The organism is Dyella lutea (assembly GCF_024158035.1).
Classification (GTDB): Bacteria; Pseudomonadota; Gammaproteobacteria; order Xanthomonadales; family Rhodanobacteraceae; genus Dyella_A; species Dyella_A lutea.
In genome coordinates this window covers 429,136-451,812 of record NZ_JAMZEK010000002.1, presented here as the reverse complement: position 1 = coordinate 451,812, position 22,677 = coordinate 429,136, and the positions used below count along the sequence as shown (strand labels likewise).

The 22,677-nt window shown below is 64.7% G+C and carries 27 protein-coding genes; all 27 read right to left on the bottom strand.

All coding sequences use genetic code 11. From position 1 onward, the window contains the following. Positions 1 to 2: 2 nt before the first annotated feature. Positions 3 to 440 (bottom strand): 50S ribosomal protein L15, encoded by a 438-nt coding sequence (rplO, locus tag NC595_RS09395; RefSeq protein ID WP_241762649.1) that lies wholly within the window; start codon positions 438 to 440, stop codon positions 3 to 5. Then, the gene (rpmD, locus tag NC595_RS09390; protein WP_253566065.1) at positions 440 to 637 is read right to left on the bottom strand and encodes a 50S ribosomal protein L30; all 198 of its coding nucleotides are present in this window, start codon (positions 635 to 637) and stop codon (positions 440 to 442) included. Before rpmD ends, rplO begins: the two co-directional genes overlap by 1 nt. After that, positions 630 to 1,139: a 30S ribosomal protein S5 gene (gene rpsE, locus NC595_RS09385; protein WP_017461857.1), complete on the bottom strand. Its 510-nt coding sequence runs from the start codon at positions 1,137 to 1,139 to the stop codon at positions 630 to 632. The genes rpmD and rpsE overlap by 8 nt, the downstream gene beginning before the upstream one ends. A gap of 103 nt (positions 1,140 to 1,242) precedes the next feature. Next, positions 1,243 to 1,602, bottom strand: a complete 360-nt coding sequence (gene rplR, locus NC595_RS09380; RefSeq protein WP_063672312.1) for a 50S ribosomal protein L18 — start codon at positions 1,600 to 1,602, stop codon at positions 1,243 to 1,245. Between the two features lie 59 nt (positions 1,603 to 1,661). Next, positions 1,662 to 2,189 (bottom strand): 50S ribosomal protein L6, encoded by a 528-nt coding sequence (rplF, locus tag NC595_RS09375; RefSeq protein WP_017461859.1) that lies wholly within the window; start codon positions 2,187 to 2,189, stop codon positions 1,662 to 1,664. Between the two features lie 10 nt (positions 2,190 to 2,199). After that, positions 2,200 to 2,595, bottom strand: a complete 396-nt coding sequence (gene rpsH, locus NC595_RS09370; protein WP_063672314.1) for a 30S ribosomal protein S8 — start codon at positions 2,593 to 2,595, stop codon at positions 2,200 to 2,202. 211 nt (positions 2,596 to 2,806) lie between these two features. After that, entirely contained in the window at positions 2,807 to 3,112 is a 306-nt protein-coding gene (gene rpsN, locus NC595_RS09365) for a 30S ribosomal protein S14 (protein ID WP_063672316.1), read from the bottom strand. A gap of 17 nt (positions 3,113 to 3,129) precedes the next feature. Beyond that, positions 3,130 to 3,672, bottom strand: coding sequence for a 50S ribosomal protein L5 (rplE, locus tag NC595_RS09360; RefSeq protein ID WP_205631135.1), 543 nt, complete (start codon positions 3,670 to 3,672; stop codon positions 3,130 to 3,132). An 8-nt stretch (positions 3,673 to 3,680) separates the two neighbouring features. Next, complete coding sequence (gene rplX / locus NC595_RS09355; protein ID WP_063672320.1) at positions 3,681 to 3,995, bottom strand: 50S ribosomal protein L24; 315 nt, start codon at positions 3,993 to 3,995, stop codon at positions 3,681 to 3,683. Between the two features lie 14 nt (positions 3,996 to 4,009). Beyond that, positions 4,010 to 4,378 (bottom strand): 50S ribosomal protein L14, encoded by a 369-nt coding sequence (rplN, locus tag NC595_RS09350; RefSeq protein ID WP_007513359.1) that lies wholly within the window; start codon positions 4,376 to 4,378, stop codon positions 4,010 to 4,012. Positions 4,379 to 4,393: 15 nt separating this feature from the next. Next, positions 4,394 to 4,654, bottom strand: a complete 261-nt coding sequence (rpsQ, locus tag NC595_RS09345) for a 30S ribosomal protein S17 (RefSeq protein WP_063672321.1) — start codon at positions 4,652 to 4,654, stop codon at positions 4,394 to 4,396. Positions 4,655 to 4,665: 11 nt separating this feature from the next. Beyond that, a complete protein-coding gene (gene rpmC / locus NC595_RS09340; RefSeq protein ID WP_063672323.1) occupies positions 4,666 to 4,851 on the bottom strand; it encodes a 50S ribosomal protein L29 in 186 nt (61 codons plus the stop codon). After that, a complete protein-coding gene (gene rplP, locus NC595_RS09335; RefSeq protein WP_017461867.1) occupies positions 4,851 to 5,264 on the bottom strand; it encodes a 50S ribosomal protein L16 in 414 nt (137 codons plus the stop codon). The genes rpmC and rplP overlap by 1 nt, the downstream gene beginning before the upstream one ends. An 11-nt stretch (positions 5,265 to 5,275) precedes the next feature. Next, positions 5,276 to 6,025: a 30S ribosomal protein S3 gene (rpsC, locus tag NC595_RS09330; protein ID WP_253566064.1), complete on the bottom strand. Its 750-nt coding sequence runs from the start codon at positions 6,023 to 6,025 to the stop codon at positions 5,276 to 5,278. A 15-nt stretch (positions 6,026 to 6,040) separates the two neighbouring features. Further along, positions 6,041 to 6,376 (bottom strand): 50S ribosomal protein L22, encoded by a 336-nt coding sequence (gene rplV, locus NC595_RS09325; RefSeq protein WP_017461869.1) that lies wholly within the window; start codon positions 6,374 to 6,376, stop codon positions 6,041 to 6,043. Between the two features lies 1 nt (position 6,377). Further along, positions 6,378 to 6,650, bottom strand: a complete 273-nt coding sequence (gene rpsS / locus NC595_RS09320; RefSeq protein WP_017461870.1) for a 30S ribosomal protein S19 — start codon at positions 6,648 to 6,650, stop codon at positions 6,378 to 6,380. 12 nt (positions 6,651 to 6,662) lie between these two features. Next, positions 6,663 to 7,484: a 50S ribosomal protein L2 gene (gene rplB, locus NC595_RS09315; RefSeq protein WP_017461871.1), complete on the bottom strand. Its 822-nt coding sequence runs from the start codon at positions 7,482 to 7,484 to the stop codon at positions 6,663 to 6,665. Positions 7,485 to 7,504: 20 nt separating this feature from the next. Continuing rightward, positions 7,505 to 7,798, bottom strand: a complete 294-nt coding sequence (rplW, locus tag NC595_RS09310; RefSeq protein ID WP_017461872.1) for a 50S ribosomal protein L23 — start codon at positions 7,796 to 7,798, stop codon at positions 7,505 to 7,507. After that, positions 7,795 to 8,397: a 50S ribosomal protein L4 gene (gene rplD / locus NC595_RS09305; RefSeq protein ID WP_253566063.1), complete on the bottom strand. Its 603-nt coding sequence runs from the start codon at positions 8,395 to 8,397 to the stop codon at positions 7,795 to 7,797. Before rplD ends, rplW begins: the two co-directional genes overlap by 4 nt. A gap of 11 nt (positions 8,398 to 8,408) precedes the next feature. Next, positions 8,409 to 9,050, bottom strand: a complete 642-nt coding sequence (gene rplC / locus NC595_RS09300) for a 50S ribosomal protein L3 (RefSeq protein WP_253566062.1) — start codon at positions 9,048 to 9,050, stop codon at positions 8,409 to 8,411. A gap of 20 nt (positions 9,051 to 9,070) precedes the next feature. Continuing rightward, complete coding sequence (gene rpsJ, locus NC595_RS09295) at positions 9,071 to 9,382, bottom strand: 30S ribosomal protein S10 (RefSeq protein WP_017461875.1); 312 nt, start codon at positions 9,380 to 9,382, stop codon at positions 9,071 to 9,073. Between the two features lie 401 nt (positions 9,383 to 9,783). Continuing rightward, positions 9,784 to 10,974, bottom strand: a complete 1,191-nt coding sequence (tuf, locus tag NC595_RS09290; RefSeq protein ID WP_253566055.1) for an elongation factor Tu — start codon at positions 10,972 to 10,974, stop codon at positions 9,784 to 9,786. Between the two features lie 50 nt (positions 10,975 to 11,024). Further along, positions 11,025 to 13,115 carry an elongation factor G gene (gene fusA, locus NC595_RS09285; RefSeq protein ID WP_253566061.1) on the bottom strand — a complete coding sequence of 697 codons (2,091 nt, stop codon included), beginning with the start codon at positions 13,113 to 13,115 and terminating at the stop codon, positions 11,025 to 11,027. Positions 13,116 to 13,186: 71 nt separating this feature from the next. Then, complete coding sequence (rpsG, locus tag NC595_RS09280) at positions 13,187 to 13,654, bottom strand: 30S ribosomal protein S7 (protein WP_253566060.1); 468 nt, start codon at positions 13,652 to 13,654, stop codon at positions 13,187 to 13,189. Positions 13,655 to 13,672: 18 nt separating this feature from the next. Beyond that, positions 13,673 to 14,047, bottom strand: a complete 375-nt coding sequence (rpsL, locus tag NC595_RS09275; RefSeq protein ID WP_017463275.1) for a 30S ribosomal protein S12 — start codon at positions 14,045 to 14,047, stop codon at positions 13,673 to 13,675. Between the two features lie 175 nt (positions 14,048 to 14,222). Next, positions 14,223 to 18,428 (bottom strand): DNA-directed RNA polymerase subunit beta', encoded by a 4,206-nt coding sequence (rpoC, locus tag NC595_RS09270; RefSeq protein ID WP_253566059.1) that lies wholly within the window; start codon positions 18,426 to 18,428, stop codon positions 14,223 to 14,225. Between the two features lie 25 nt (positions 18,429 to 18,453). Continuing rightward, positions 18,454 to 22,614, bottom strand: a complete 4,161-nt coding sequence (gene rpoB / locus NC595_RS09265) for a DNA-directed RNA polymerase subunit beta (protein WP_253566058.1) — start codon at positions 22,612 to 22,614, stop codon at positions 18,454 to 18,456. Positions 22,615 to 22,677 lie beyond the last annotated feature (63 nt).

Below are 22,677 nucleotides of genomic sequence, written 5' to 3'. Positions count from 1 at the left end.
GGTTACTCCACGCTGCCGCCGGCCGCCTCGATCGCGGCCTTGGCACCGACCGTGGCGAGGATGCCGGAGAGCTTCACGGCGCGACCGATCTCACCCTTGGCCACGACCTTGACCTTCTTCGCACGGCTATCGACCAGGCCGGCCTTGTGCAGCGTCACCAGATCGATCACCTCGGCGTCGAGGGTGGCAAGCTGGTACAGGAACACCTGCTGGCTCTCGGCCTTCTTCTGCGAGCGGAAGCCGACCTTCGGGAGGCGACGCTGCAGCGGCATCTGGCCGCCTTCGAAGCCGAACTTGTGGGTGCCGCCGGCACGGGCGTGCTGACCCTTGTGGCCGCGGCCTGCGGTCTTGCCGAGGCCCGAGCCGATGCCGCGACCGACGCGCAGGCGCGACTTGCGCGAACCGGCGGCGGGCTTGATGTCGTTGAGACGCATGATGATTACTCCTCGACCCGGACCAGGTAGTAGACCGTGTTGATCAGGCCACGCACCTGCGGGCTGTCCTTCAGTTCACGCACGTCGTTGGTCTTGTTCAGACCGAGCGCCTTGACGCTCAGACGATGACGGCTCTGCACGCCACGCAGGCCCTTGACCAGGCGTACGCGCACGGTCTTTTCGGCAGTCTCTTTCTTAGCCATTGCCCAGCACCTCATCCAGGGTCTTGCCACGCTTGGCGGCGATCTTCTTGGGCGAGGCCACGGCCTGCAGGCCCTTGATGGTGGCGCGCACCAGGTTGATCGGGTTGCGCGAACCCACCGCCTTGGCCAGCACGTTCTTAACGCCGACCACTTCCAGCACGGCGCGCATCGCACCGCCGGCAATCACGCCGGTACCTTCGGCGGCCGGCTGCATGTACACGCGGGCGGCGCCGTGGTTGGCCTTGACGGCGTACCACAGGGTGCCGTTGTTCAGCTCGATGTTGACCATCTGGCGCCGGGCACGCTCCATCGCCTTGGAGATGGCGACCGGCACTTCGCGCGCCTTGCCATAGCCGAAGCCGACGCGGCCTTCGCCATCACCCACCACCGTCAGGGCGGTGAAGCTCATCTGGCGGCCACCCTTCACGGTCTTGGCCACGCGGTTGACGGCGATCAGCTTCTCGAGCAGGCCGTCCGAATTTTCGCGATCGTTAGAGGACATGTTGGTTTCCGTATGCCCGGAGCTCCGGGACTTCTGCTTGCGGCTTGGCCGCTTGGAGTTGTAGGTGGAGCTCGGGGCGCGTCTATCGCCGCGCCCCGGTGGATCAGAACTTCAGGCCGGCTTCGCGGGCCGCATCGGCCAGCGCCTTGATGCGACCGTGGTAGCGGAAGCCCGAGCGGTCGAAAGCGACCGATTCGATGCCCGCGGCCATCGCACGCTCGGCAACAGCCTTGCCGACGGCCGCGGCCGCCTCGAGGTTTTTGGTGCCCTTCAGACCCTCGGCGACCGCCTTCTGCACGGTCGATGCAGCGGCCACCACCTTGGTGCCGGACGCATCGAACACCTGCGCGTAGAGGTGCTGCCCCGTGCGATGCACCGAAAGGCGCGGCACGGCGAGCTTGCGGATGTGCGCGCGAGTGGACTTGGCGCGGCGCAGACGGGATTCATTCTTGTTCATCGTCATGATTCTCCAGGAAGCGGATCGGCCCTTGCCTACCCCCGGGGTTCGCCCCGGGAGGCGGATTAGGCCTTCTTGGCTTCCTTCAGCGTGATCTTCTCGCCGGCGTAACGCACACCCTTGCCCTTGTAGGGCTCCGGCGGACGGTAGGCGCGGATCTTGGCAGCCACCTGGCCCACGCTCTGCTTGTCCGAGCCCTTGATCAGGATCTCGGTTTGCGTAGGCGTCTCGATGGTCACGCCTTCCGGCGCGTTGAACACCACCGGGTGGGAAAAACCGAGGCTCAGGTTCAGCGCCTTGCCGGTCATCGACGCGCGATAGCCCACGCCGACCAGTTCAAGCTTGCGCTCGTAGCCGTCGGAGACGCCCTTGACCATATTGGCCAGCAGCGCGCGGGCAGTGCCGCCGAACTTGTCGTCGGCACCTTCGGCCAGGACGATCGTCGCCACGCCGTTCTCGACGGATACGTTGACGCCCGGCAATGCATGCACTGACAGGGAGCCCTTCGGGCCCTTCACGGAGATGCCGTCTTCGGCAACCTTCAGCTCGACACCCTTCGGCAGGCTGATCGGCTTCTTAGCAACACGGGACATCGTCGACTCCTTAAGCCACTTGGCCGATGACTTCGCCACCGAGACCCTTGGCGCGGGCCTGGGCGTCGGTCAGCAGACCGGCGGAAGTCGAAATGATCGAGATACCAAGACCGCCGAGCACCTTCGGCAGCTCGTCCTTACCGCGATAGACGCGGAGGCCGGAGCGGCTGACTCGGGAGATGGCCTCGATGGCCGGACGGCCTTCGAAATACTTGAGCTTGATCTCGAGCACCGGCTTGCCCTCCGCGTCGGAGGTCTTGGCGTCGAGGATGTAGCCCTCGTTCTTGAGAAGGTCGGCGATCGCCACCTTCAGCTTCGACGACGGCATGGTCACGGTCTGCTTGCCCGAAAGCTGGGCATTGCGCACGCGCGTGAACATATCGGCGATGGGATCAGTCATGCTCATGAAAACATCCTTCAGAGTGCACCGATATCCGATAAAACCGGAAATCAATTCTAGATTGTGAGCCGCAACAAGCCGGCCTGCATTATGCAGACCGACGAGTGTAGCAGCCTTTTCCAGCTTTGGCGAATATCAGAGCGCCAACGTCGTGGACGGCGGGAGATGCCACCGTCGGGGGCTAGTGGACCGAGCCGGCCCGCTTCCCGGTCGGGGATTACCAGCTGGCCTTGCGCAGACCCGGAACTTCACCGCGCATGGTAGCTTCACGCAGCTTGTTGCGGCCCAGGCCGAACTTCTTGTACACCGCACGCGGGCGACCGGACAGGGCGCAACGGGTGCGCTGGCGAACCGGGCTGGCGTCGCGCGGCAGCTTCTGCAGCTTGCTCTGGGCCTCCATCTTCTCCTCGTAGGAGGCGCTGGGGCTCAGCACGACCGCCTTCAGTTCGGCGCGCTTGGCGGCGTACTTCTGGACGAGCTTGGTCCGCTTCAGATCGCGGTTGACCATCGAGGTCTTTGCCATGGTTTATCTCTCGCGTATCAGTTGCGGAACGGGAAGCTGAAGGCTTCCAGCAACGCCTTGGCTTCGGCGTCGGTCTTGGCGGTGGTGGTGATGGAGATATCCATGCCACGCATCGCGTCGATCTGGTCGAAGTCGATTTCCGGGAAGATGATCTGTTCCTTCACGCCGAAGTTGTAGTTGCCGCGGCCGTCAAAGGCGCGACCCGACACGCCGCGGAAGTCGCGGACGCGGGGCAGCGAGATGTTGATCAGGCGATCGAGGAACTCCCACATCTGGGCACGGCGCAGGGTCACCTTGCAGCCGATCGGCCAGCCGTCGCGGATCTTGAACGAGGCGACGGAGACGCGCGCCTTGGTCGTGATCGGCTTCTGGCCGGCGATCTTGGCCATGTCGGCAACGGCGTTCTCGAGCACCTTCTTGTTGCCCGCCGCTTCGCCCACGCCCATGTTCAGCGTGATCTTGGTGATGCGGGGAACCTGCATCACGTTCTGGTAGCCGAACTTCTCGGTGAGCTTGGCGACTACCTGCTCTTTATAGAAATTTTCGAGGCGCGTCATGATCGTGTTCCTTACGCGTCCACTACTTCGCCGCTGGAGCGGAACACGCGGACCTTGCGCCCATCCTCGAGCGTCTTGGCACCCACGCGCTCACCCTTGCCGGAGGCGGAGTTGAACAGCTGGACATTGGAGATGTGGATCGAGGCCTCGCGCTCGACGATGCCGCCGGGCTGGTTGGCCTGCGGATTCGCCTTGGTGTGGCGCTTGACCAGGTTGACGTTGGTGACGAAAACGCGGTCACCATCGACGCGCAGCACATCGCCGCGCTGACCCTTGTTCTTGCCGGCGATCACGATGACCTGATCGCCCTTGCGGATACGGTTCATGGCTATTACTCCGCTCAGAGCACTTCCGGCGCGAGCGAGACGATCTTCATGAACTTCTCGCTGCGCAGCTCGCGGGTGACCGGCCCGAAAATACGGGTGCCGATCGGCTCGAGCTTGTTGTTGAGGAGGACAGCCGCGTTGCCGTCGAAACGGATCAGCGAACCATCCGGACGGCGCACGCCCTTGGCAGTGCGAACCACCACGGCGTTGTAGACCTCGCCCTTCTTCACCTTGCCACGGGGGATGGCATCCTTCACGGTGACCTTGATCACGTCACCGATCGCGGCGTAGCGGCGCTTGGAGCCGCCGAGCACCTTGATGCACATCAGTTCCTTGGCGCCGCTGTTGTCCGCCGCGGAGAGCGTGCTTTGCATCTGGATCATGTCTGCACCCTCCTCTTAGACGTTGGCGCGCGTGAGGATTTCCACCACGCGGTGATGCTTGGTCTTGGACAGCGGGCGGCATTCGGCGATGCGCACCACGTCGCCCTCGTTCGCGCCCAGGTCGTCCTGCGCGTGAAGCTTGGTCGAGCGACGGATGATCTTGCCGAGCAGGCCGTGCTGCACCTGGCGCTCGATCAGCACTGTGACCGTCTTGTCCATCTTGTTGGAAACCACGCGCCCTTCGAGGGTGCGTGCCTGTTTCTGGTTCTCGCTCATGTCCGCCGTCCTTACTTCTTGCCGCCGAGCACGAACTTCGTGCGGGCGATGTCGCGCCGAACGCGGCGCAGCTGGTGCGGCTGGCTGAGCTGGCCGGTGCCCTTCTGCATGCGCAGATTGAACTGCTCCTTGCGAAGGTCCAGCAGATGCTGGTTCAGCTCTTCGACCGACTTGTTGTTGATATCTTTGATAGCCATCACATCACCGCCCGGCTGACAAACTGGGTCTGCACCGAGAGCTTGGCAGCCGCCAGGCGGAAGGCCTCGCGCGCCGTGGACTCGTCCACACCCTCGATTTCATAAAGCATGCGGCCGGGCTGGATCGGGGCGACCCACAGCTCGACACTGCCCTTACCCGCGCCCATGCGGACCTCGATGGGCTTCTTGGTGATCGGCTTGTCCGGGAACACGCGGATCCAGAGCTTGCCGCCACGCTTGACGTAACGGGTGATGCAACGACGACCGGCCTCGATCTGGCGCGCGGTCAGCGCACCGAACGTGGTCGCCTTCAGACCGAACTCGCCGAAACTGACCAGGTTGGCGCTGTGCGCCAGCCCGTCATTGCGGCCCTTGAACTGCTTGCGGAATTTGGTTCGCTTGGGTTGCAACATGGCAACTCTCCTTACTTCGCCGCCCGCTCGCGACGGCCTTCACCGCCCTCGCGACGCGATTCACGACGACCCTCGCCGCCTTCGCGACGCGGCTGCGACTGCTCGTCCTTCGACTCGGCCGACGCTGCCGCCAGGTCGAAGATCTCGCCCTTGTAGATCCACACCTTGATGCCGATGATGCCGTAGGTGGTCTTGGCCTCTGCGGTGCCGTAGTCGATGTCCGCACGCAGGGTGTGCAGCGGCACGCGACCTTCGCGACTCCACTCGGAGCGGGCGATCTCGGCACCGTTCAGACGACCGGAGACGTTGATCTTGACGCCCTGGGCACCGAGGCGCATCGCGTTGCCGACGGCGCGCTTCATCGCGCGACGGAACATGATGCGGCGCTCGAGCTGCTGCGCGATCGACTCGGCGACCAGCTGCGCATCGAGCTCCGGCTTGCGGACTTCGTTCACGTTGATGTGCGTCGGAACGCCCATCATCTCGCTGACTTCCTTGCGCAGCTTCTCGATGTCCTCGCCCTTCTTGCCGATCACCACGCCCGGACGGGCGCTGTAAATCGTCACGCGGGCGGTCTTGGCCGGGCGCTCGATCTGGATCTTGGAGATGCCAGCCTGGGCGAGCTTCTTACGAAGCATCTCGCGGACCTTCAGGTCAGCAACCAGGTACTTGGCGTAATCGCCCTTGTTTGCGTACCACTTCGAGTTCCAGTCCTTGGCGATGCCGAGGCGGATACCGGTGGGATGAACTTTGTGACCCATCGTCTTTTCGTCCTCTTAATCGCCAACGACCACGGTGATGTGGCTGGTGCGCTTCAGGATGCGCGAACCGCGACCCTTGGCGCGGGCGTACATGCGCTTCATCGACGGACCTTCGTCCACGAAGATGCGCGAGACCTTCAGTTCGTCCACGTCGGCGCCGAGGTTGTTCTCGGCGTTGGCGACGGCCGAGAGAAGCACCTTGCGGACAAGGTGGGCCGCCTTCTTGTTGGTGAACTGGAGCACGTCGCTGGCGCGACCCACGGGCATGCCGCGGACCAGGTCAGCCACCAGGCGTGCCTTCTGCGCCGAGATGCGGGCGCTGCGCAGGATCGCTTTGGCTTCGGTGCTCATCTTACTTGCCCTTCTTGTCGCCGCCGTGGCCCTTGAAGGTGCGAGTCACCGCGAACTCGCCGAGCTTGTGCCCGACCATGTTCTCGTTGACGAGCACCGGCACGTGCTGGCGACCGTTGTGGATGGCGATGGTCAGGCCGACCATTTCCGGCAGGATCATCGAGCGACGCGACCAGGTCTTGATCGGGCGCTTGTTGTTGGCGGAAACCGCAGCTTCCACCTTCTTGACGAGGTGAAGGTCGACGAACGGACCTTTCTTCAGAGAACGCGGCATGTCGGCTTCCTGTTACTTGCGACGACGCACGATGAACTGCTGCGTGCGCTTGTTGTTGCGGGTCTTGTAACCCTTGGTCGGCGTACCCCACGGGCTGACCGGATGACGGCCACCGGAAGTACGACCCTCGCCACCGCCGTGCGGGTGGTCGACCGGGTTCATCACCACGCCGCGGACGGTCGGGCGGATGCCCTTCCAGCGAGTGGCACCGGCCTTGCCCAGCTTCTTCAGGCTGTGCTCGGAGTTGCCCACCTCGCCGATCGTGGCGCGACAGTCGACCGGCACCTTGCGCATCTCGCCGGAGCGGAGGCGCAGGGTGGCGTAACCGGACTCGCGGGCGACCAGCTGGACCGAGGCGCCGGCGCTGCGGGCGATCTGCGCGCCCTTGCCAGCCTTCATTTCGATGCAGTGGATGGTCGAACCGACCGGGATGTTGCGCAGCGGCAGGCTGTTGCCCGGCTTGATCGGGGCGTCCGAACCGGACACCAGGCGATCGCCCACCTGCACGCCCTTCGGCGCGATGATGTAGCGGCGCTCGCCGTCGGCGTAGCACAACAGCGCGATGTGCGCGGTGCGGTTCGGATCGTACTCGATGCGCTCGACGCGGCCGGCGATGCCTTCCTTGTCGCGCTTGAAGTCGATGATGCGGTAATGCTGCTTGTGCCCACCACCGCGATGACGCGTGGTGATGCGGCCGAAGTGATTGCGACCGCCCGTCTTGGACTGCGACTCGGTCAGCGCCGCGTACGGCGCCCCCTTGTGCAGGCCCTCGGTGCGGACGCTCACCGCGTCGCGGCGGCCCGGCGAGGTCGGCTTGTGCGTGATCAGTGCCATCTCAATGCGACTCCTTGAGCTCAGGCCTTGGCCGACACGTCGATGGTCTGACCATCGGCGAGGCGGACATAGGCCTTGCGCTTGCCCTGGCGGCTGCCAGTGCGGAAACGGAAGGACTTGACCTTGCCCTTGGCGTTGACGAGGTTCACCTGCTCGACCTTGACGTCGAACATCTGCTCCACCGCCGCGCGGACATCGGCCTTGGTCGCCTCGGGGGCGACAACGAATACGTACTGGTTGCTCTCGGCCAGGCGCGCGGACTTCTCGGAGATGTGCGGCGCACGCAGGGTGTTGAGAATGCGTTCGGTGCTCATGCCAGCCATTCCTCGATCTTCTTGACCGCGTCGACGGTCAGCACGATGTGGTCCGAACCCACCAGATTGACCGGGTTCAGCGCCATCACGTCCACGACATGCAGGTACGGGATATTGCGAGCGGCAAGGTAGAGCGCCTCGTTGGCGTCTTCGCTCACCAGCAGCACGCGGCCGGACACCTGCAACTCGGCCAGCTTGGCCATCATCGACTTGGTCTTCGGCGCCTCGATGCCGAAGCCCTCGACGACCTTCAGGCGATCCTGGCGGTTGAGTTCGGCCAGAATCGAGCGGATCGCCACGCGATACGCCTTGCGATTGACCTTCTGCTCGTAGCTGCGAGGCTTGGCGGCAAACGTCACGCCACCGCCGACGAAGATCGGGGCACGGTAGTCGCCGTGACGGGCACCGCCACCCTTCTGCTTCTTGAATTTCTTGGTGGTGCCGGACAGCTCACCACGCGACAGCTGCGCCTTGGTACCCGCGCGGCCGCCAGCCTGATAGGCCACAACCACCTGGTGCACCAGGGCCTGCTTGAACTCGCCGCCGAACACTTCGTCCGACACGCTGAGCGGCTTGGCGCCAATGACATTCAGTTCCATGGCGTCTCTCCTCAACCCTTGGTGGTCGGACGGATGACGACGTCGCCACCGGTCGCACCCGGCACCGCGCCCTTCACCGCGATCAGGTGACGCTCGGCGTCGACCTTGATCACTTCCAGACCCTGCTGCGTGCGATTCACCGCACCCATATGGCCGGCCATCTTCTTGCCCGGAAACACGCGACCCGGCGTCTGACGCTGGCCGATCGAGCCCGGGGCGCGATGCGACAGCGAGTTACCGTGGGTGGCGTCGCCCATCTTGAAGTTGTGGCGCTTGATCGTGCCCTGGAAGCCCTTGCCCTTGGACACACCGGCGACGTCGACGATCTGGCCGACGGTGAACAGCTCGTCCGCCTTGATCTCCGCACCGATCGCGTACTTACCGAGGTCGTCGGCGGCAACGCGGAACTCCCACAGGCCACGGCCCGGCTCGACCTTCGCGGTCGCATAGTGGCCCTTCAGCGGCTGCGTCAGCAGCGAGGCGCGCTTCGCGCCCGCCGTGACCTGCACGGCGCTGTAGCCATCGTTCTCTTCCGTCTTCACCTGGGTCACGCGGTTCGGCGTCGCTTCGATCAGCGTCACCGGAATCGAGCGGCCGTCTTCGGTGAAGAGTCGGCTCATGCCGCACTTGCGGCCAACCAGTCCGATACTCATCTTCGTATCCTGTCTATCGCTCAGCCGAGCTTGATCTGGACATCCACGCCGGCGGCGAGGTCAAGCTTCATGAGCGCGTCCACGGTCTTGTCGTTGGGGTCGACGATGTCGAGCACGCGCTTGTGGGTGCGGGTCTCATACTGGTCGCGCGCGTCCTTGTCGACGTGCGGCGAGACCAGGATGGTGTAGCGCTCGATCTTGGTCGGGAGCGGAATCGGGCCGAGCACCGTAGCGCCGGTGCGCTTGGCCGTCTCGACGATCTCGCTGGCCGAGCGGTCGATCAGACGATGATCGTACGCCTTGAGCCGGATGCGAATCTTCTGGTTCGCCATAAAACCGTGTCCTGTTGTCAAAAGAACAATTACTTGTGAACCGAAGCGGCTTCTCACCGCCTCGCACTTGCGACTGGACGTCCCGGTGCACTGAAAGCCGCCCAAAATGTTCGGCAAGCCAGTCGATCCGGCTTGCCGAGCAGAAAAGTATAAAAGGCGTAAAAACAAAGATCAACAAAGCTCGCGCCCTGTGATCCTCGTGTCTTATGCCCCAGGCGATCCGCGCCAGCGAACTCGAAGCACGTCCTGTGCCTCATTTCGCGGTGTAGGAGACCTCGCCGTAGGCAAGACGCTCCTGCAAAGAAGAACGAGTATAGCTCGCTCCGAACGCGAAAGGAAGCCCCGACCCAACAAAAAGCGGCAGCCGGCTCCGGCTGCCGCCCTCGTCCGCTCGGGAACCCTTACTTGATGATCTTGGCCACCACGCCGGCGCCGACGGTACGGCCGCCTTCGCGGATCGCGAAGCGCAGACCCTCGTCCATCGCGATCGGGTGGATCAGGCTCACCACCATCTTCACGTTGTCGCCCGGCATCACCATCTCCACACCCTCCGGCAACTGGCAGGCGCCGGTCACGTCGGTCGTGCGGAAGTAGAACTGCGGACGGTAACCCTTGAAGAACGGGGTATGACGGCCACCCTCGTCCTTCGACAGCACGTACACCTCGGCCTCGAAGTCCGTGTGCGGGGTGATCGAACCGGGCTTGGCCAGCACCTGGCCGCGCTCCACGTCGTCACGCTTCAGGCCGCGCAGGAGCAGGCCCACGTTGTCGCCCGCCTGGCCCTGGTCCAGCAGCTTGCGGAACATTTCCACGCCGGTCACGGTGGTCTTCTGCGTGTCGCGGATACCCACGACCTCGATTTCCTCACCGACCTTGATGATGCCGCGCTCCACGCGACCGGTCACCACGGTGCCGCGACCGGAGATCGAGAACACGTCTTCCACCGGCATCAGGAACGGCCTGTCGATGTCGCGCTGCGGCTCCGGGATGTAGCTGTCCAGCGCGTCCACCAGCGCAATGATCGCCGGCACGCCGATCTCGCTCTGATCACCTTCCAGCGCCTTCAGCGCCGAACCCTTGATGATCGGCGTGTCGTCGCCCGGGAAGTCGTACTTCGACAGCAGCTCACGCACCTCCATCTCGACCAGCTCGAGCAGCTCGGCGTCGTCCACCATGTCCGCCTTGTTCAGGAAGACCACGATGTACGGCACGCCCACCTGGCGCGACAGCAGGATGTGCTCGCGCGTCTGCGGCATCGGGCCGTCCGCGGCCGAGCACACCAGGATCGCGCCGTCCATCTGCGCCGCACCCGTGATCATGTTCTTCACGTAGTCGGCGTGGCCCGGGCAGTCCACGTGCGCGTAGTGGCGGTTCGGCGATTCGTACTCGACGTGGGCGGTCGAAATCGTGATGCCGCGCGCCTTCTCTTCCGGCGCCGCGTCGATCGCGTCGTACGCCTTGAACTCGCCACCGAAGCGCTCTGCGCCGATCTTCGTCAGCGCCGCCGTCAGCGTCGTCTTGCCGTGGTCCACGTGACCGATCGTGCCCACGTTGACGTGCGGCTTGGTGCGCTCGAATTTACCCTTTGCCATGACTCTAACCTCTGAAAAAAGGACCGCAATTATACCGAAAGATGAGCCTGTCAGGCCCGGTTTGTGACCCGCCCCGCGACGGAATCCGGCGCCTCGGCGTAATGGTCGAATTCCATCGAAAAGGTAGCCCGCCCGCGGGACAGCGATCGCAGGGCCGTGGCGTACCCGAACATCTCCCCCAGCGGCACCCGTGCACCGATGGCCGTGCCCGAGGGAGTCTCCTCGGTACTCCGGAGCAATCCCCGGCGGCGGCTGAGATCACCCATGACGTCGCCGACGAACTCGTCTGGCGTCACCACCTCGACCCGCATGACAGGCTCGAGCAATACCGGATCGGCGCGGCGAAAACCGTCGCGGAACGCCGCGGCCGCCGCCAGGCGGAAAGCCAGGTCGGGCGACTCCATCGCATGACACTCCCCACCAAGCAATCGAACGCGGACGTCCACGACCGGAAACCCCGCAAGCACACCCGCAGCCATCGCATCGCGTACCCCCTGCTCTACTGCCTGGACATGTTGTGGCGGGATCGAGGTTGCCGGAGCCGCCAGTTCGAAGCTGCAACCCGCGCCGCGCGACTGCGGCGTCAGCTCCAGCACGACCTGTGCCGACTGCTCCTGGCCGGCAGCCGGACCGGCGAACCGCCCCGGCTGGACCATCGGCTGCCGGATGGCCTCTCGATAGGCGACCTGTGGCCGGCCGACATTCGCCTCGACCTGGAACTCACGCCGCATCCGGTCCACCAGGATGTCCAGATGCAACTCGCCCATTCCGGCAATGACGGTCTGACCCGACTCGGCGTCAATGTAAACACGAAAACTGGGATCCTCTGCCGCCAAGCGCTCCAGCGCCGTCGCCAGACGCGCACCGTCAAGCTCGGTGCGCGGCTCCACCGCCATCGCGATCACCGGCTCGGGGAAGCTCATCCGCTCGAGGGTAATGACGTGGGCAGGGGAGCACAGCGTGTCACCGGTAGCCACGTCGCCCAACCCGACCGCTGCGGCGATGTCGCCGGCACGGACCTCACCGATTTCCTCATGCTCATTGGCATGCATCTGCAGGATGCGTCCGATGCATTCCCGACGTTGCCGGAGCGGGTTGTAGACCACCTCGCCGGCACGCAGCGTGCCGGAGTAGACGCGGAAAAAGGTGAGCGCACCGAGCGGCGCATCGTTCATGATCTTGAAGGCTAACGCGGCAAAGGGCTCGTCGTCCGACGCGCCGCGCGAAGTCTCTCGATCCAGCTCATCCACTCCGACCACCGGAGGCCGGTCCGCTGGCGACGGGAGAAAGCTGAGCACCCCATCGAGCAGCGCCTGTACCCCCACGTTGCGGAAGGCCGCGCCGCAGAAGACCGGAATCAGGCCGGAGCCGAGCGTTGCGGCGCGCAATGCCGAGAGCAGCACCTCGTCACCAAGCTCGCCCTCGCCGATATAGCGTTCCATCAGCTCTTCAGACGTCTCGGCGGCCGCCTCGACCATGAACTCTCGCGCACGCGTAGCGGCATCGAGGAGCTCAGGAGGGATGTCCCGATACTCGAACGTCATGCCCTGCGAACCGACATCCCAGTAGATCGCCCGCATCTGCAGCAGATCGATCACTCCGCGAAAGCCATCCCCGGCACCGATGGGCAACTGCATCGGCACGGGGTTGGCGCCGAGCCGGCTGCGCAGCTGGGCGACCACCTTGTCGAAGTCCGCTCCGGCACGGTCCATCTTGTTGACGAATGCCAGGCGCGGAACACCATAGCGGTCGGCCTGGCGCCAGACCGTCTCCGACTGCGACTGCACGCCGCTCGCCGCACACAGGACGAAGATCGCCCCGTCCAGCACGCGCAGCGACCGCTCCACTTCGACGGTGAAGTCGACGTGACCCGGGGTATCAATGATGTTCAGCCGGTGCTCGGGCAGCTCGCGGTCCATGCCCCGCCAGAACGCCGTGGTGGCGGCGGCGGTAATGGTGATGCCGCGCTCCTGCTCCTGCTCCATCCAGTCCATCGTGGCGGTGCCCTCATGGACCTCGCCCATTCGCCGGCTGACGCCGGTATAGAACAGGATGCGCTCGGTAGTCGTGGTCTTCCCGGCATCGATGTGCGCCATGATGCCGATGTTGCGATAGCGCTCGATCGGGGTCGTGCGTGCCACGATGGAGGACCTCCGAATACGACAAGGCAGTGGACGAGCCAAGCCCGCCCACTGCCCTGGAAACCGCCGAATTACCAGCGGTAGTGCGAGAACGCCTTGTTGGCTTCCGCCATGCGATGCGTCTCTTCACGCTTCTTGATCGCGCCGCCACGGTTCTCCGAGGCTTCGAGAAGCTCGGCCGCCAGCTTGCGCGGCATCGAGGTCTCGCCGCGCTTGCGCGCTGCGTCGATCGCCCAGCGCATGGCCAGCGCCATACGACGGCCCGGACGCACTTCGACCGGCACTTGGTAGGTGGCGCCGCCGACGCGGCGGGACTTCACCTCGACCGCCGGGGCGATGTTGTTCAGGGCCTTCTCGACCAGAGCCACCGGCTCCGGATTCTTCTCGCCGAGCTGAGCGAGCGCACCGTAGACGATACTCTCGGCCACGGACTTCTTGCCGCTCTTCATCACCATGTTGATGAAACGGGCGATCAACTGGCTACCGTGCTTGGGATCCGGCAGGACCAGACGGGCGGGGTGGGAACCTTTACGCGACATGTTGGGTGTCCTTGATACTTACTTCTTCGGGCGCTTGGCGCCGTACTTGGAGCGGGCCTGCTTGCGCTTGGTGACACCAGCGCAGTCCAGACTGCCGCGCACGGTGTGGTAACGCACACCCGGCAGATCCTTGACGCGGCCACCGCGGATGAGCACCACCGAGTGCTCCTGCAGGTTGTGACCTTCGCCACCGATGTAGCTGATGACCTCGTAACCGTTGGTCAGGCGCACCTTGGCGACCTTGCGCAGGGCCGAGTTCGGCTTCTTCGGGGTGGTGGTGTAGACGCGGGTGCAGACACCACGGCGCTGCGGGCTGCTCTGCAGTGCCGGCGAAGCGCTCTTGTAGCTCTTCGGGCTGCGGGACTTGCGCACCAACTGATTGACTGTCGTCATGCGGAACTATTCCTGGGAAACATAAAGGCAGACCGATGCATTCGGCCTGCCGAGAAGCGGAAATTTAACACGGGCCCTCTTGCTCGAGCAATCAGACCCATCGCATCCATGACCCGAACACGAGGCGCCTCCGTGCGCCTCATTTCGTATGTCAGCGAGTGTCGCCCGCGAAGGGCTACTCGACCCCACCGTCGCTTACCGGCGCTTCCGAGAAGGAATGCGAGGAACCGGACAAGGTCTCCAGCTCCGCATCGGTAAGACCGCTCTGGCGACGACGCTGCGCGTGGTACGCCAGACCCGTACCTGCCGGGATAAGACGGCCGACAATAACATTTTCCTTCAGGCCACGCAAGGTGTCGCGCGTGCCACGAACCGCCGCTTCGGTAAGGACGCGGGTGGTTTCCTGGAACGAGGCCGCCGAAATGAACGACTCGGTGGCCAGCGACGCCTTGGTGATACCGAGCAGCACCGACTGGTATTCGGCCGGACGCTCGTTGCGGGCACTGGCGCGATCGTTCTCCTCGTTGATCCGCACGCGCTCGACCTGCTCGCCGCGCAGGTAGTGGCTCTCGCCCGGCTCGGTGATCTCGACCTTGCGCAGCATCTGGCGAATGATCGCTTCGATGTGCTTGTCGTTGATCTTCACGCCCTGCAGACGGTAGACGTCCTGGATCTCCTTGACCAGGTACGCGGCCAGCGGCTCGACGCCCAGCAGGCGCAGGATGTCGTGCGGATTCGGCTCGCCATCGACGATGGTCTCGCCCTTCTCCACGTGCTCGCCTTCGAACACGATGACCTGACGCCACTTCGGAATCAGCTCCTCGTGTTCGTTGCCGTCGACGTCCTTGATGATCAGACGCTGCTTGCCCTTGGTGTCCTTGCCGAAGCTGACCACGCCGGAGCGCTCGGCCAGGATCGCCGGCTCCTTCGGCTTGCGCGCTTCAAACAGGTCGGCCACGCGGGGCAGACCGCCGGTGATGTCGCGGGTCTTGGAGGTCTCCTGCGGGATACGGGCGACCACGTCGCCCACGCCCACTTCGGCACCGTTCTGGATCGACACGATCGCACCGGCGGGCAGGAAGTACTGCGCCGGCACGTCGGTACCCGGCAGTTTGAGCTCGCGGCCCTTGCTGTCTTCCAGACGCACGATCGGGCGCAGATCCTTGGCCTGCGTACCGCGGCGCTTCGGATCGGTCACCACCGCCGACTCCAGGCCGGTCAGCTCGTCGGTCTGGCTCTGTACGGTGACGCCATCGAGGAAGTCGATGAAGCGCACCACACCGGCCACTTCCGAGACGATCGGATGGGTGTGCGGATCCCAGTTGGCCACGGTCTGGCCGGCCTTGACCGGATCGCCGTCCTTGACCGCGATGGTCGCACCGTAAGGCACCTTGTAGCGCTCGCGCTCGCGACCGTTGGCGTCGATCACCGACACCTCGCCCGAGCGCGACACCGCCACCAGATGACCCTGGCTGTGCTGCACGGTCTTGAGGTTGTTGAACTTCAGCGTGCCGGTGGTCTTCACCGACACGTTGTCCACGGCGGCGGCACGTGAGGCGGCACCACCGATGTGGAACGTACGCATGGTCAGCTGCGTGCCGGGCTCACCGATCGACTGGGCGGCCACGACACCCACGGCCTCGCCCATGTTGACCAGGTGACCACGGGCCAGGTCGCGGCCATAGCATAGGGCGCACACGCCGTGGCTGGCTTCGCAGGTGATCGGCGAACGCACCTTGATCGACTGCACGCCGGCCTTGTCGAGCTTCTCGACCAGCGCCTCGTCCAGCAGGGTGTTGCGGGTGACGATCGGCTGGTCGTCGTCGCCGGGGGCGTAGACGTCCTCGACCACCACGCGGCCAAGCACGCGCTCGCGCAGCGGCTCGACCACGTCGCCGCCTTCGACGATCGGCTGCATGATGATGCCGTCTTCGGTGCCGCAGTCGTTCGAGGTGATGACCACGTCCTGCGCCACGTCCACCAGGCGGCGGGTCAGGTAACCCGAGTTCGCCGTCTTCAGCGCCGTGTCCGCCAGGCCCTTGCGGGCGCCGTGGGTGGAGTTGAAGTACTGCAGGACGTTCAGGCCTTCACGGAAGTTCGCCTTGATCGGGGTCTCGATGATCGAGCCGTCCGGACGGGCCATCAGGCCGCGCATGCCGGCCAGCTGGCGGATCTGCGCCACCGAACCACGGGCGCCGGAGTCGGCCATGATGTACAGCGAATTCATCGACTTCTGGTTGACCGTCTTGCCCTCGGCGTCGGTCACCTTCTCGGTACCGATGCCGTCGATCATCGCCTTGGCGACCAGCTCGTTGGTGCGCGACCAGATGTCGACCACCTTGTTGTAGCGCTCGCCGGCAGTCACCAGACCGGACTGGTACTGCTCCTGGATCTCGACCACTTCCTTCTCGGCCTCTTCCAGGATCGGCCTCTTCTCGTCGGGGATGATCATGTCATCGATGCCGATGGAGATGCCGGCGCGGGTCGCGAAGCGGAAGCCGGTGTACATCAGCTTGTCCGCGAAGATCACCGTTTCCTTAAGGCCCAGCAGGCGGTAGCTGGAATTGATCAGGCGCGAGATGGCCTTCTTGGTCAGCTCGGTGTTGGCCAGCGCGAACGGCAGGCCTTCCGGCAGGATCTCGGCCAGCAGCGCGCGGCCCACGGTGGTCTCCACCAGGCCATGCTCGACCGACTTGTTGCCCTGCTCGTCGATGCGCACCTGGTTCATGCGCACCTTGACCTTGGCGTGCAGCTGCACCGCACGGTTGTCATAGGCGCGGCGCACCTCGCCGATGCCAGAGAACACCATGCCGGTGCCCTTCGCGTTCACCAGCTCGCGGGTCATGTAGTACAGGCCCAGCACCACGTCCTGGGTCGGCACGATGATCGGCTCGCCGTTGGCCGGCGACAGGATGTTGTTGGACGACATCATCAGGGCGCGCGCTTCCAGCTGCGCCTCGATCGACAGCGGCACGTGCACCGCCATCTGGTCGCCGTCGAAGTCCGCGTTGAACGCGGTACAGACCAGCGGATGCAGCTGGATCGCCTTGCCTTCGATCAGCACCGGCTCGAACGCCTGGATGCCCAGTCGGTGCAGGGTCGGCGCGCGGTTGAGCAACACCGGATGCTCGCGGATCACCTCTTCGAGGATGTCCCACACCTGCGACTCTTCGCGCTCGACCAGCTTCTTGGCGGCCTTGATGGTGGTGGCTTCGCCACGGGCCTGCAGCTTGGCGAAGATGAACGGCTTGAACAGCTCCAGCGCCATCTTCTTCGGCAGACCGCACTGGTGCAGGCGCAGGGTCGGACCGACCACGATCACCGAACGGCCGGAGTAGTCCACGCGCTTGCCGAGCAGGTTCTGGCGGAACCGGCCCTGCTTGCCCTTGATCATGTCGGCCAGCGACTTCAGCGCGCGCTTGTTGGTGCCGGTGATGGCCCGGCCGCGGCGACCGTTGTCGAGCAGCGCGTCGACCGACTCCTGCAGCATGCGCTTCTCGTTGCGCACGATGATGTCCGGCGCATTGAGCTCGAGCAGACGCTTCAGGCGGTTGTTGCGGTTGATGACGCGGCGGTACAGATCATTGAGGTCGGAGGTGGCGAAACGGCCACCGTCCAGCGGCACCAGCGGGCGCAGGTCCGGCGGTAGCACCGGCAGCACGGTCAGCACCATCCACTCCGGCTTGTTGCCGGACTCGAGGAACGCCTCGATCAGCTTGACGCGCTTGGTGAGGCGCTTGAGCTTGGTCTCGGAGTTGGTCGAGGCGATCTCTTCCTTCAGGCGCACAACCTCGCCCGGCAGGTCGAGCGACTTCAGCAGCTCGTAGACGGCCTCGGCACCCATGCGGGCGTCGAACTCGTCGCCGTGCTCCTCGACCGCCTCCAGGTACTGGTCCTCGCTGAGCAACTGGCCGCGCTCGAGCGCGGTCATGCCCGGATCGATCACCACGAAGGCTTCGAAGTACAGGATGCGCTCGATGTCGCGCAGGGTCATGTCCAGCATCAGACCGATGCGCGAGGGCAGCGACTTGAGGAACCAGATGTGCGCGGTCGGGCTGGCCAGCTCGATGTGGCCCATGCGCTCGCGGCGCACCTTGGCCAGCGTGACCTCGGTGCCGCACTTCTCGCAGACCACGCCGCGGTGCTTCATGCGCTTGTACTTGCCGCACAGGCACTCGTAGTCCTTCACCGGACCGAAGATCGCGGCGCAGAACAGGCCGTCACGCTCCGGCTTGAAGGTGCGGTAGTTGATCGTCTCGGGCTTCTTGACCTCGCCGAAGGACCACGAGCGGATCAGCTCCGGCGAAGCCAGCGCGATCTTGATCGCATCAAAATCAGGCGTCGCGCGCTGCTGATTGAACAGATTGAGCAAATCTTTCATTGCATAAGCTCCTGTAACCCGTCGGTTACTTGATCTCTTCCAGGTCGATGTCGATACCGAGCGAACGGATTTCCTTCACCAGCACGTTGAAGGATTCCGGCATGCCCGCCGTCATCTCGTGGTTGCCGTCGACGATGTTCTTGTACATCTGGTTGCGGCCCTGCACGTCATCGGACTTCACCGTCAGCATTTCCTGCAGGGTGTAGGCCGCGCCGTAGGCTTCCAGCGCCCAGACTTCCATCTCACCGAAGCGCTGGCCGCCGAACTGCGCCTTGCCGCCCAGCGGCTGTTGGGTGACGAGCGAGTACGGGCCGGTCGAGCGCGCGTGCATCTTGTCGTCGACGAGGTGGTTGAGCTTCAGGTAGTGCATGTAGCCGACGGTGACCGGGCGATCGAACGCCTCGCCGGTGCGGCCGTCGAACAGCGTGGTCTGGCCCGACTCGGGCAGATCCGCCAGCTTCAGCATCGCCTTGATCTCGGACTCCTCGGCACCGTCGAACACCGGCGTCGCCATCGGCACGCCTTCCTGCAGGTTGTTCGCCAGGGTCAGGATTTCCTGGTCGGTCAGCGACTTGAGGTCGACGTGCTGCACGGCGCCGGAGACGTGGTGGTTGTAGATCTGGTCGAGGAACTCGCGGATCTTCGTCACCTTCTCCTGGGCCTCGATCATCTTCTGGATCTTCTTGCCCAGGCCCTTGGCGGCCCAGCCCAGATGCACTTCCAGAATCTGGCCGATGTTCATGCGCGACGGCACGCCCAGCGGGTTCAGGCAGATGTCGACCGAGGTGCCGTCCGCCATGTGCGGCATGTCTTCCACCGGCACCACGTTGGACACCACGCCCTTGTTGCCGTGGCGACCGGCCATCTTGTCGCCGGGCTGGATGCGGCGCTTCACGGCCAGGAACACCTTGACCATCTTCAGCACGCCCGGCGCGAGGTCGTCGCCCTGGGTGATCTTGCCCTGCTTCTCCTTGAAGCGCTTGTCGAACTCCTCCTTGTGGCGCTTGACCTGGTCGGCCGCGCGCTCGAGGAACTCGGTGACGTCCTCGTCCTTGACGTTGATCTTGAACCAGTCGTCCTTCTTAAGGCCGTCCAGGTAGGCGTCGGTGATCTCCGCACCGCGCTTCAGGCCGCCCGGACCGCTCATCGCGGACTTGCCGACCAGCTGCATGCGCATGCGGTTGTAGATCGCGCCCTCGAGGATGCGGAACTGGTCGTCAAGGTCCTTGCGGATGCGCTTGATCTCGGTTTCCTCGATCTGCTTGGCGCGCTTGTCCTTCTCGATGCCGTCGCGGGTGAACACCTGCACGTCGATGACCGTGCCGTCCATGCCCGGCGGCACGCGCAGCGAGCTGTCCTTCACGTCGGACGCCTTCTCGCCGAAGATCGCGCGCAGCAGCTTCTCTTCCGGCGTCAGCTGGCTCTCGCCCTTCGGCGTGACCTTGCCGACCAGGATGTCGCCCGCCTTCACCTCGGCGCCGATGTACACGATGCCGGACTCGTCCAGACGCGCCAGCGCCTGCTCGCCCACGTTCGGGATGTCGGCGGTGATTTCCTCGGCACCCAGCTTGGTGTCGCGCGCGATGCAGGACAGTTCCTCGATGTGGATCGAGGTGTAGCGGTCTTCCTGCACGACGCGCTCGGAGAGCAGGATCGAGTCTTCGAAGTTGTAGCCGTTCCACGGCATGAAGGCGATCAGCATGTTCTGGCCGAGCGCGAGCTCGCCCAGGTCGGTCGACGAACCGTCGGCCAGCGTGTCGCCCTTCGCCACCACGTCACCGACATTCACCAGCGGACGCTGGTTGAGGTTGGTGTTCTGGTTGGAGCGGGTGTACTTGGTCAGCGTGTAGATGTCGACGCCGGCGTCGTTGTCGCCGACCTCTTCCTCGTTCACGCGCACCACGATGCGCGCCGCGTCGACCTGGTCGATCACGCCGCCGCGCTTGGCGGTGACGATGACGCCCGAGTCGCGCGCCACGGCGCGCTCGATGCCGGTACCGACCAGCGGGGTCTGCGAACGCAGCGTCGGCACGGCCTGGCGCTGCATGTTCGCGCCCATCAGCGCGCGGTTCGCGTCGTCGTGCTCCAGGAACGGCACCAGCGCCGCCGCGACCGACACGGTCTGCATCGGCGAGACGTCCATGTAGTCGACTTCCTTCGCCGGGCGCAGCTCGGACTCGCCGCGGAAGCGGCAGGACACGAAGTCCTCGATGAAGGCGCCGTGCTTGTCCAGCGGCGAGTTCGCCTGGGCGATCACGTGGTCGCCCTCCTCGATCGCCGACAGATAATCGACCTTGTCGGTCACCTTGCCGTTCTCGACCTTGCGGTACGGCGTCTCGAGGAAGCCGTAGGAATTGGTGCGGGCGTACACGGCCAGCGAGTTGATCAGGCCGATGTTCGGGCCTTCCGGGGTCTCGATGGTGCAGACGCGGCCGTAATGGGTCGGGTGCACGTCGCGCACCTCGAAGCCGGCACGCTCACGGGTCAGGCCGCCCGGCCCGAGGGCCGAGACGCGACGCTTGTGGGTGACTTCCGACAGCGGGTTGTTCTGGTCCATGAACTGCGACAGCTGCGAGGAGCCGAAGAACTCCTTCACCGCCGCGGCTACCGGCTTGGCGTTGATCAGGTCCTGCGGGGTCAGTCCATCGGACTCGGCCAGCGACAGGCGCTCACGCACGGCGCGCTCGACGCGCACCAGGCCGATGCGGAAGGTGTTCTCGGCCATCTCGCCGACCGAGCGCACGCGGCGGTTGCCCAGGTGGTCGATGTCGTCCACGGTGCCGTGGCCGTTCTTGATGTCGATCAGCACCTTGAGCACGTCGAGGATGTCCGACGTCTCGCCCTGCGCGGCCACCAGCTCCTGCGCGCTTTCTTCCTTGCGCTCGGAGAAGTACTTGTGGTCGTAGAGCACGCCCGGGCCCAGGATGTCCTGGCGACCGACGCGACGGTTGAATTTCATGCGGCCGACCGCCGACAGGTCGTAGCGGTCGAAGGTGAAGAACAGGTTGTAGAACAGGTTCTGCGCGGCATCCTTGGTCGGCGGCTCGCCCGGACGCATCATGCGGTAGATCTCCACCAGCGCCTCGAGCGGCGTCTTGGTGTTGTCGATGCGCAAGGTGTGCGAGATGTAGGCACCGCGATCGAGGTCGTTCACGTACAGCGTCGGCAGCGTCTCGATGCCCGCCTTGCGGAACGCCTCCAGATGCTCGGCGGTGATCTCGTCGTTGGCTGCAGCCAGCAGCTCGCCGGTCTTGGCGTCGACGACATCGATCGCCAGGATGCGGCCGACCGGGTAATCGTCGGGCACTTCCAGCGCGGTGATGTTCTCGGCCGCCAGCTGGCGCACGTGGCGCGCGGTGATGCGCTTGCCGGCTTCCACCAGCACCTTGTCGCCGATCATCAGGTCGAACGTGAGGGTCTCGCCGCGCAGGCGCTCGGCGACCAGCTCCAGCGTGGTGCCACCCTTCTTGCCCAAGTGGAACACGTTGTGCTCGAAGAAGATCTGCAGCATCTCCTCGTTGGTGTAACCCAGCGCGCGCAGCAGCACCGTCACCGGCAACTTGCGGCGACGGTCGATGCGGGTGAACAGCGCGTCCTTCGGGTCGAACTCGAAGTCCAGCCAGGAGCCGCGGTAGGGGATCACGCGCGCGGAGAACAGCAGCTTGCCCGAGCTGTGCGTCTTGCCGCGGTCGTGGTCGAAGAACACGCCCGGCGAACGGTGCAGCTGCGAGACGATGACGCGCTCGGTGCCGTTGATGATGAAGGTGCCGGTGTCGGTCATGAGCGGGATCTCGCCCATGTAGACCTCCTGCTCCTTGACGTACTTCACCGCCTTCTTCGACGCCGGGCTGTCCTTGTCGTAGATGACCAGGCGCACGGTCACGCGCAGCGGCGCGCCGAAGGTCATGCCACGGTTGCGGCACTCGCGCTCGTCGAACGCCGGTTCGCCGAGGCGGTAGTCGACGTACTCGAGCGCAGCATTGCCGGAGTAGCTGGAGATCGGGAAAACCGACTTCAGGGCCGCGTGCAGACCCTTTTCGTCGCGCTGCTTCGGGGCGACATGCTCCTGCAGGAATTCGCGATAGGAGTCGGTCTGGATGGTCAGCAGGTTGGGCACGCCCAGCACGGGCGGACGCTTGCCGAAATCCTTGCGGATGCGCTTCTTCTCGGTAAACGAGTAGGTCATGGTCGGTGACGCCTCGGTTCGCAGTGACGCCGGTGGTGCACACACCGGCTAATTTTGGAAAGC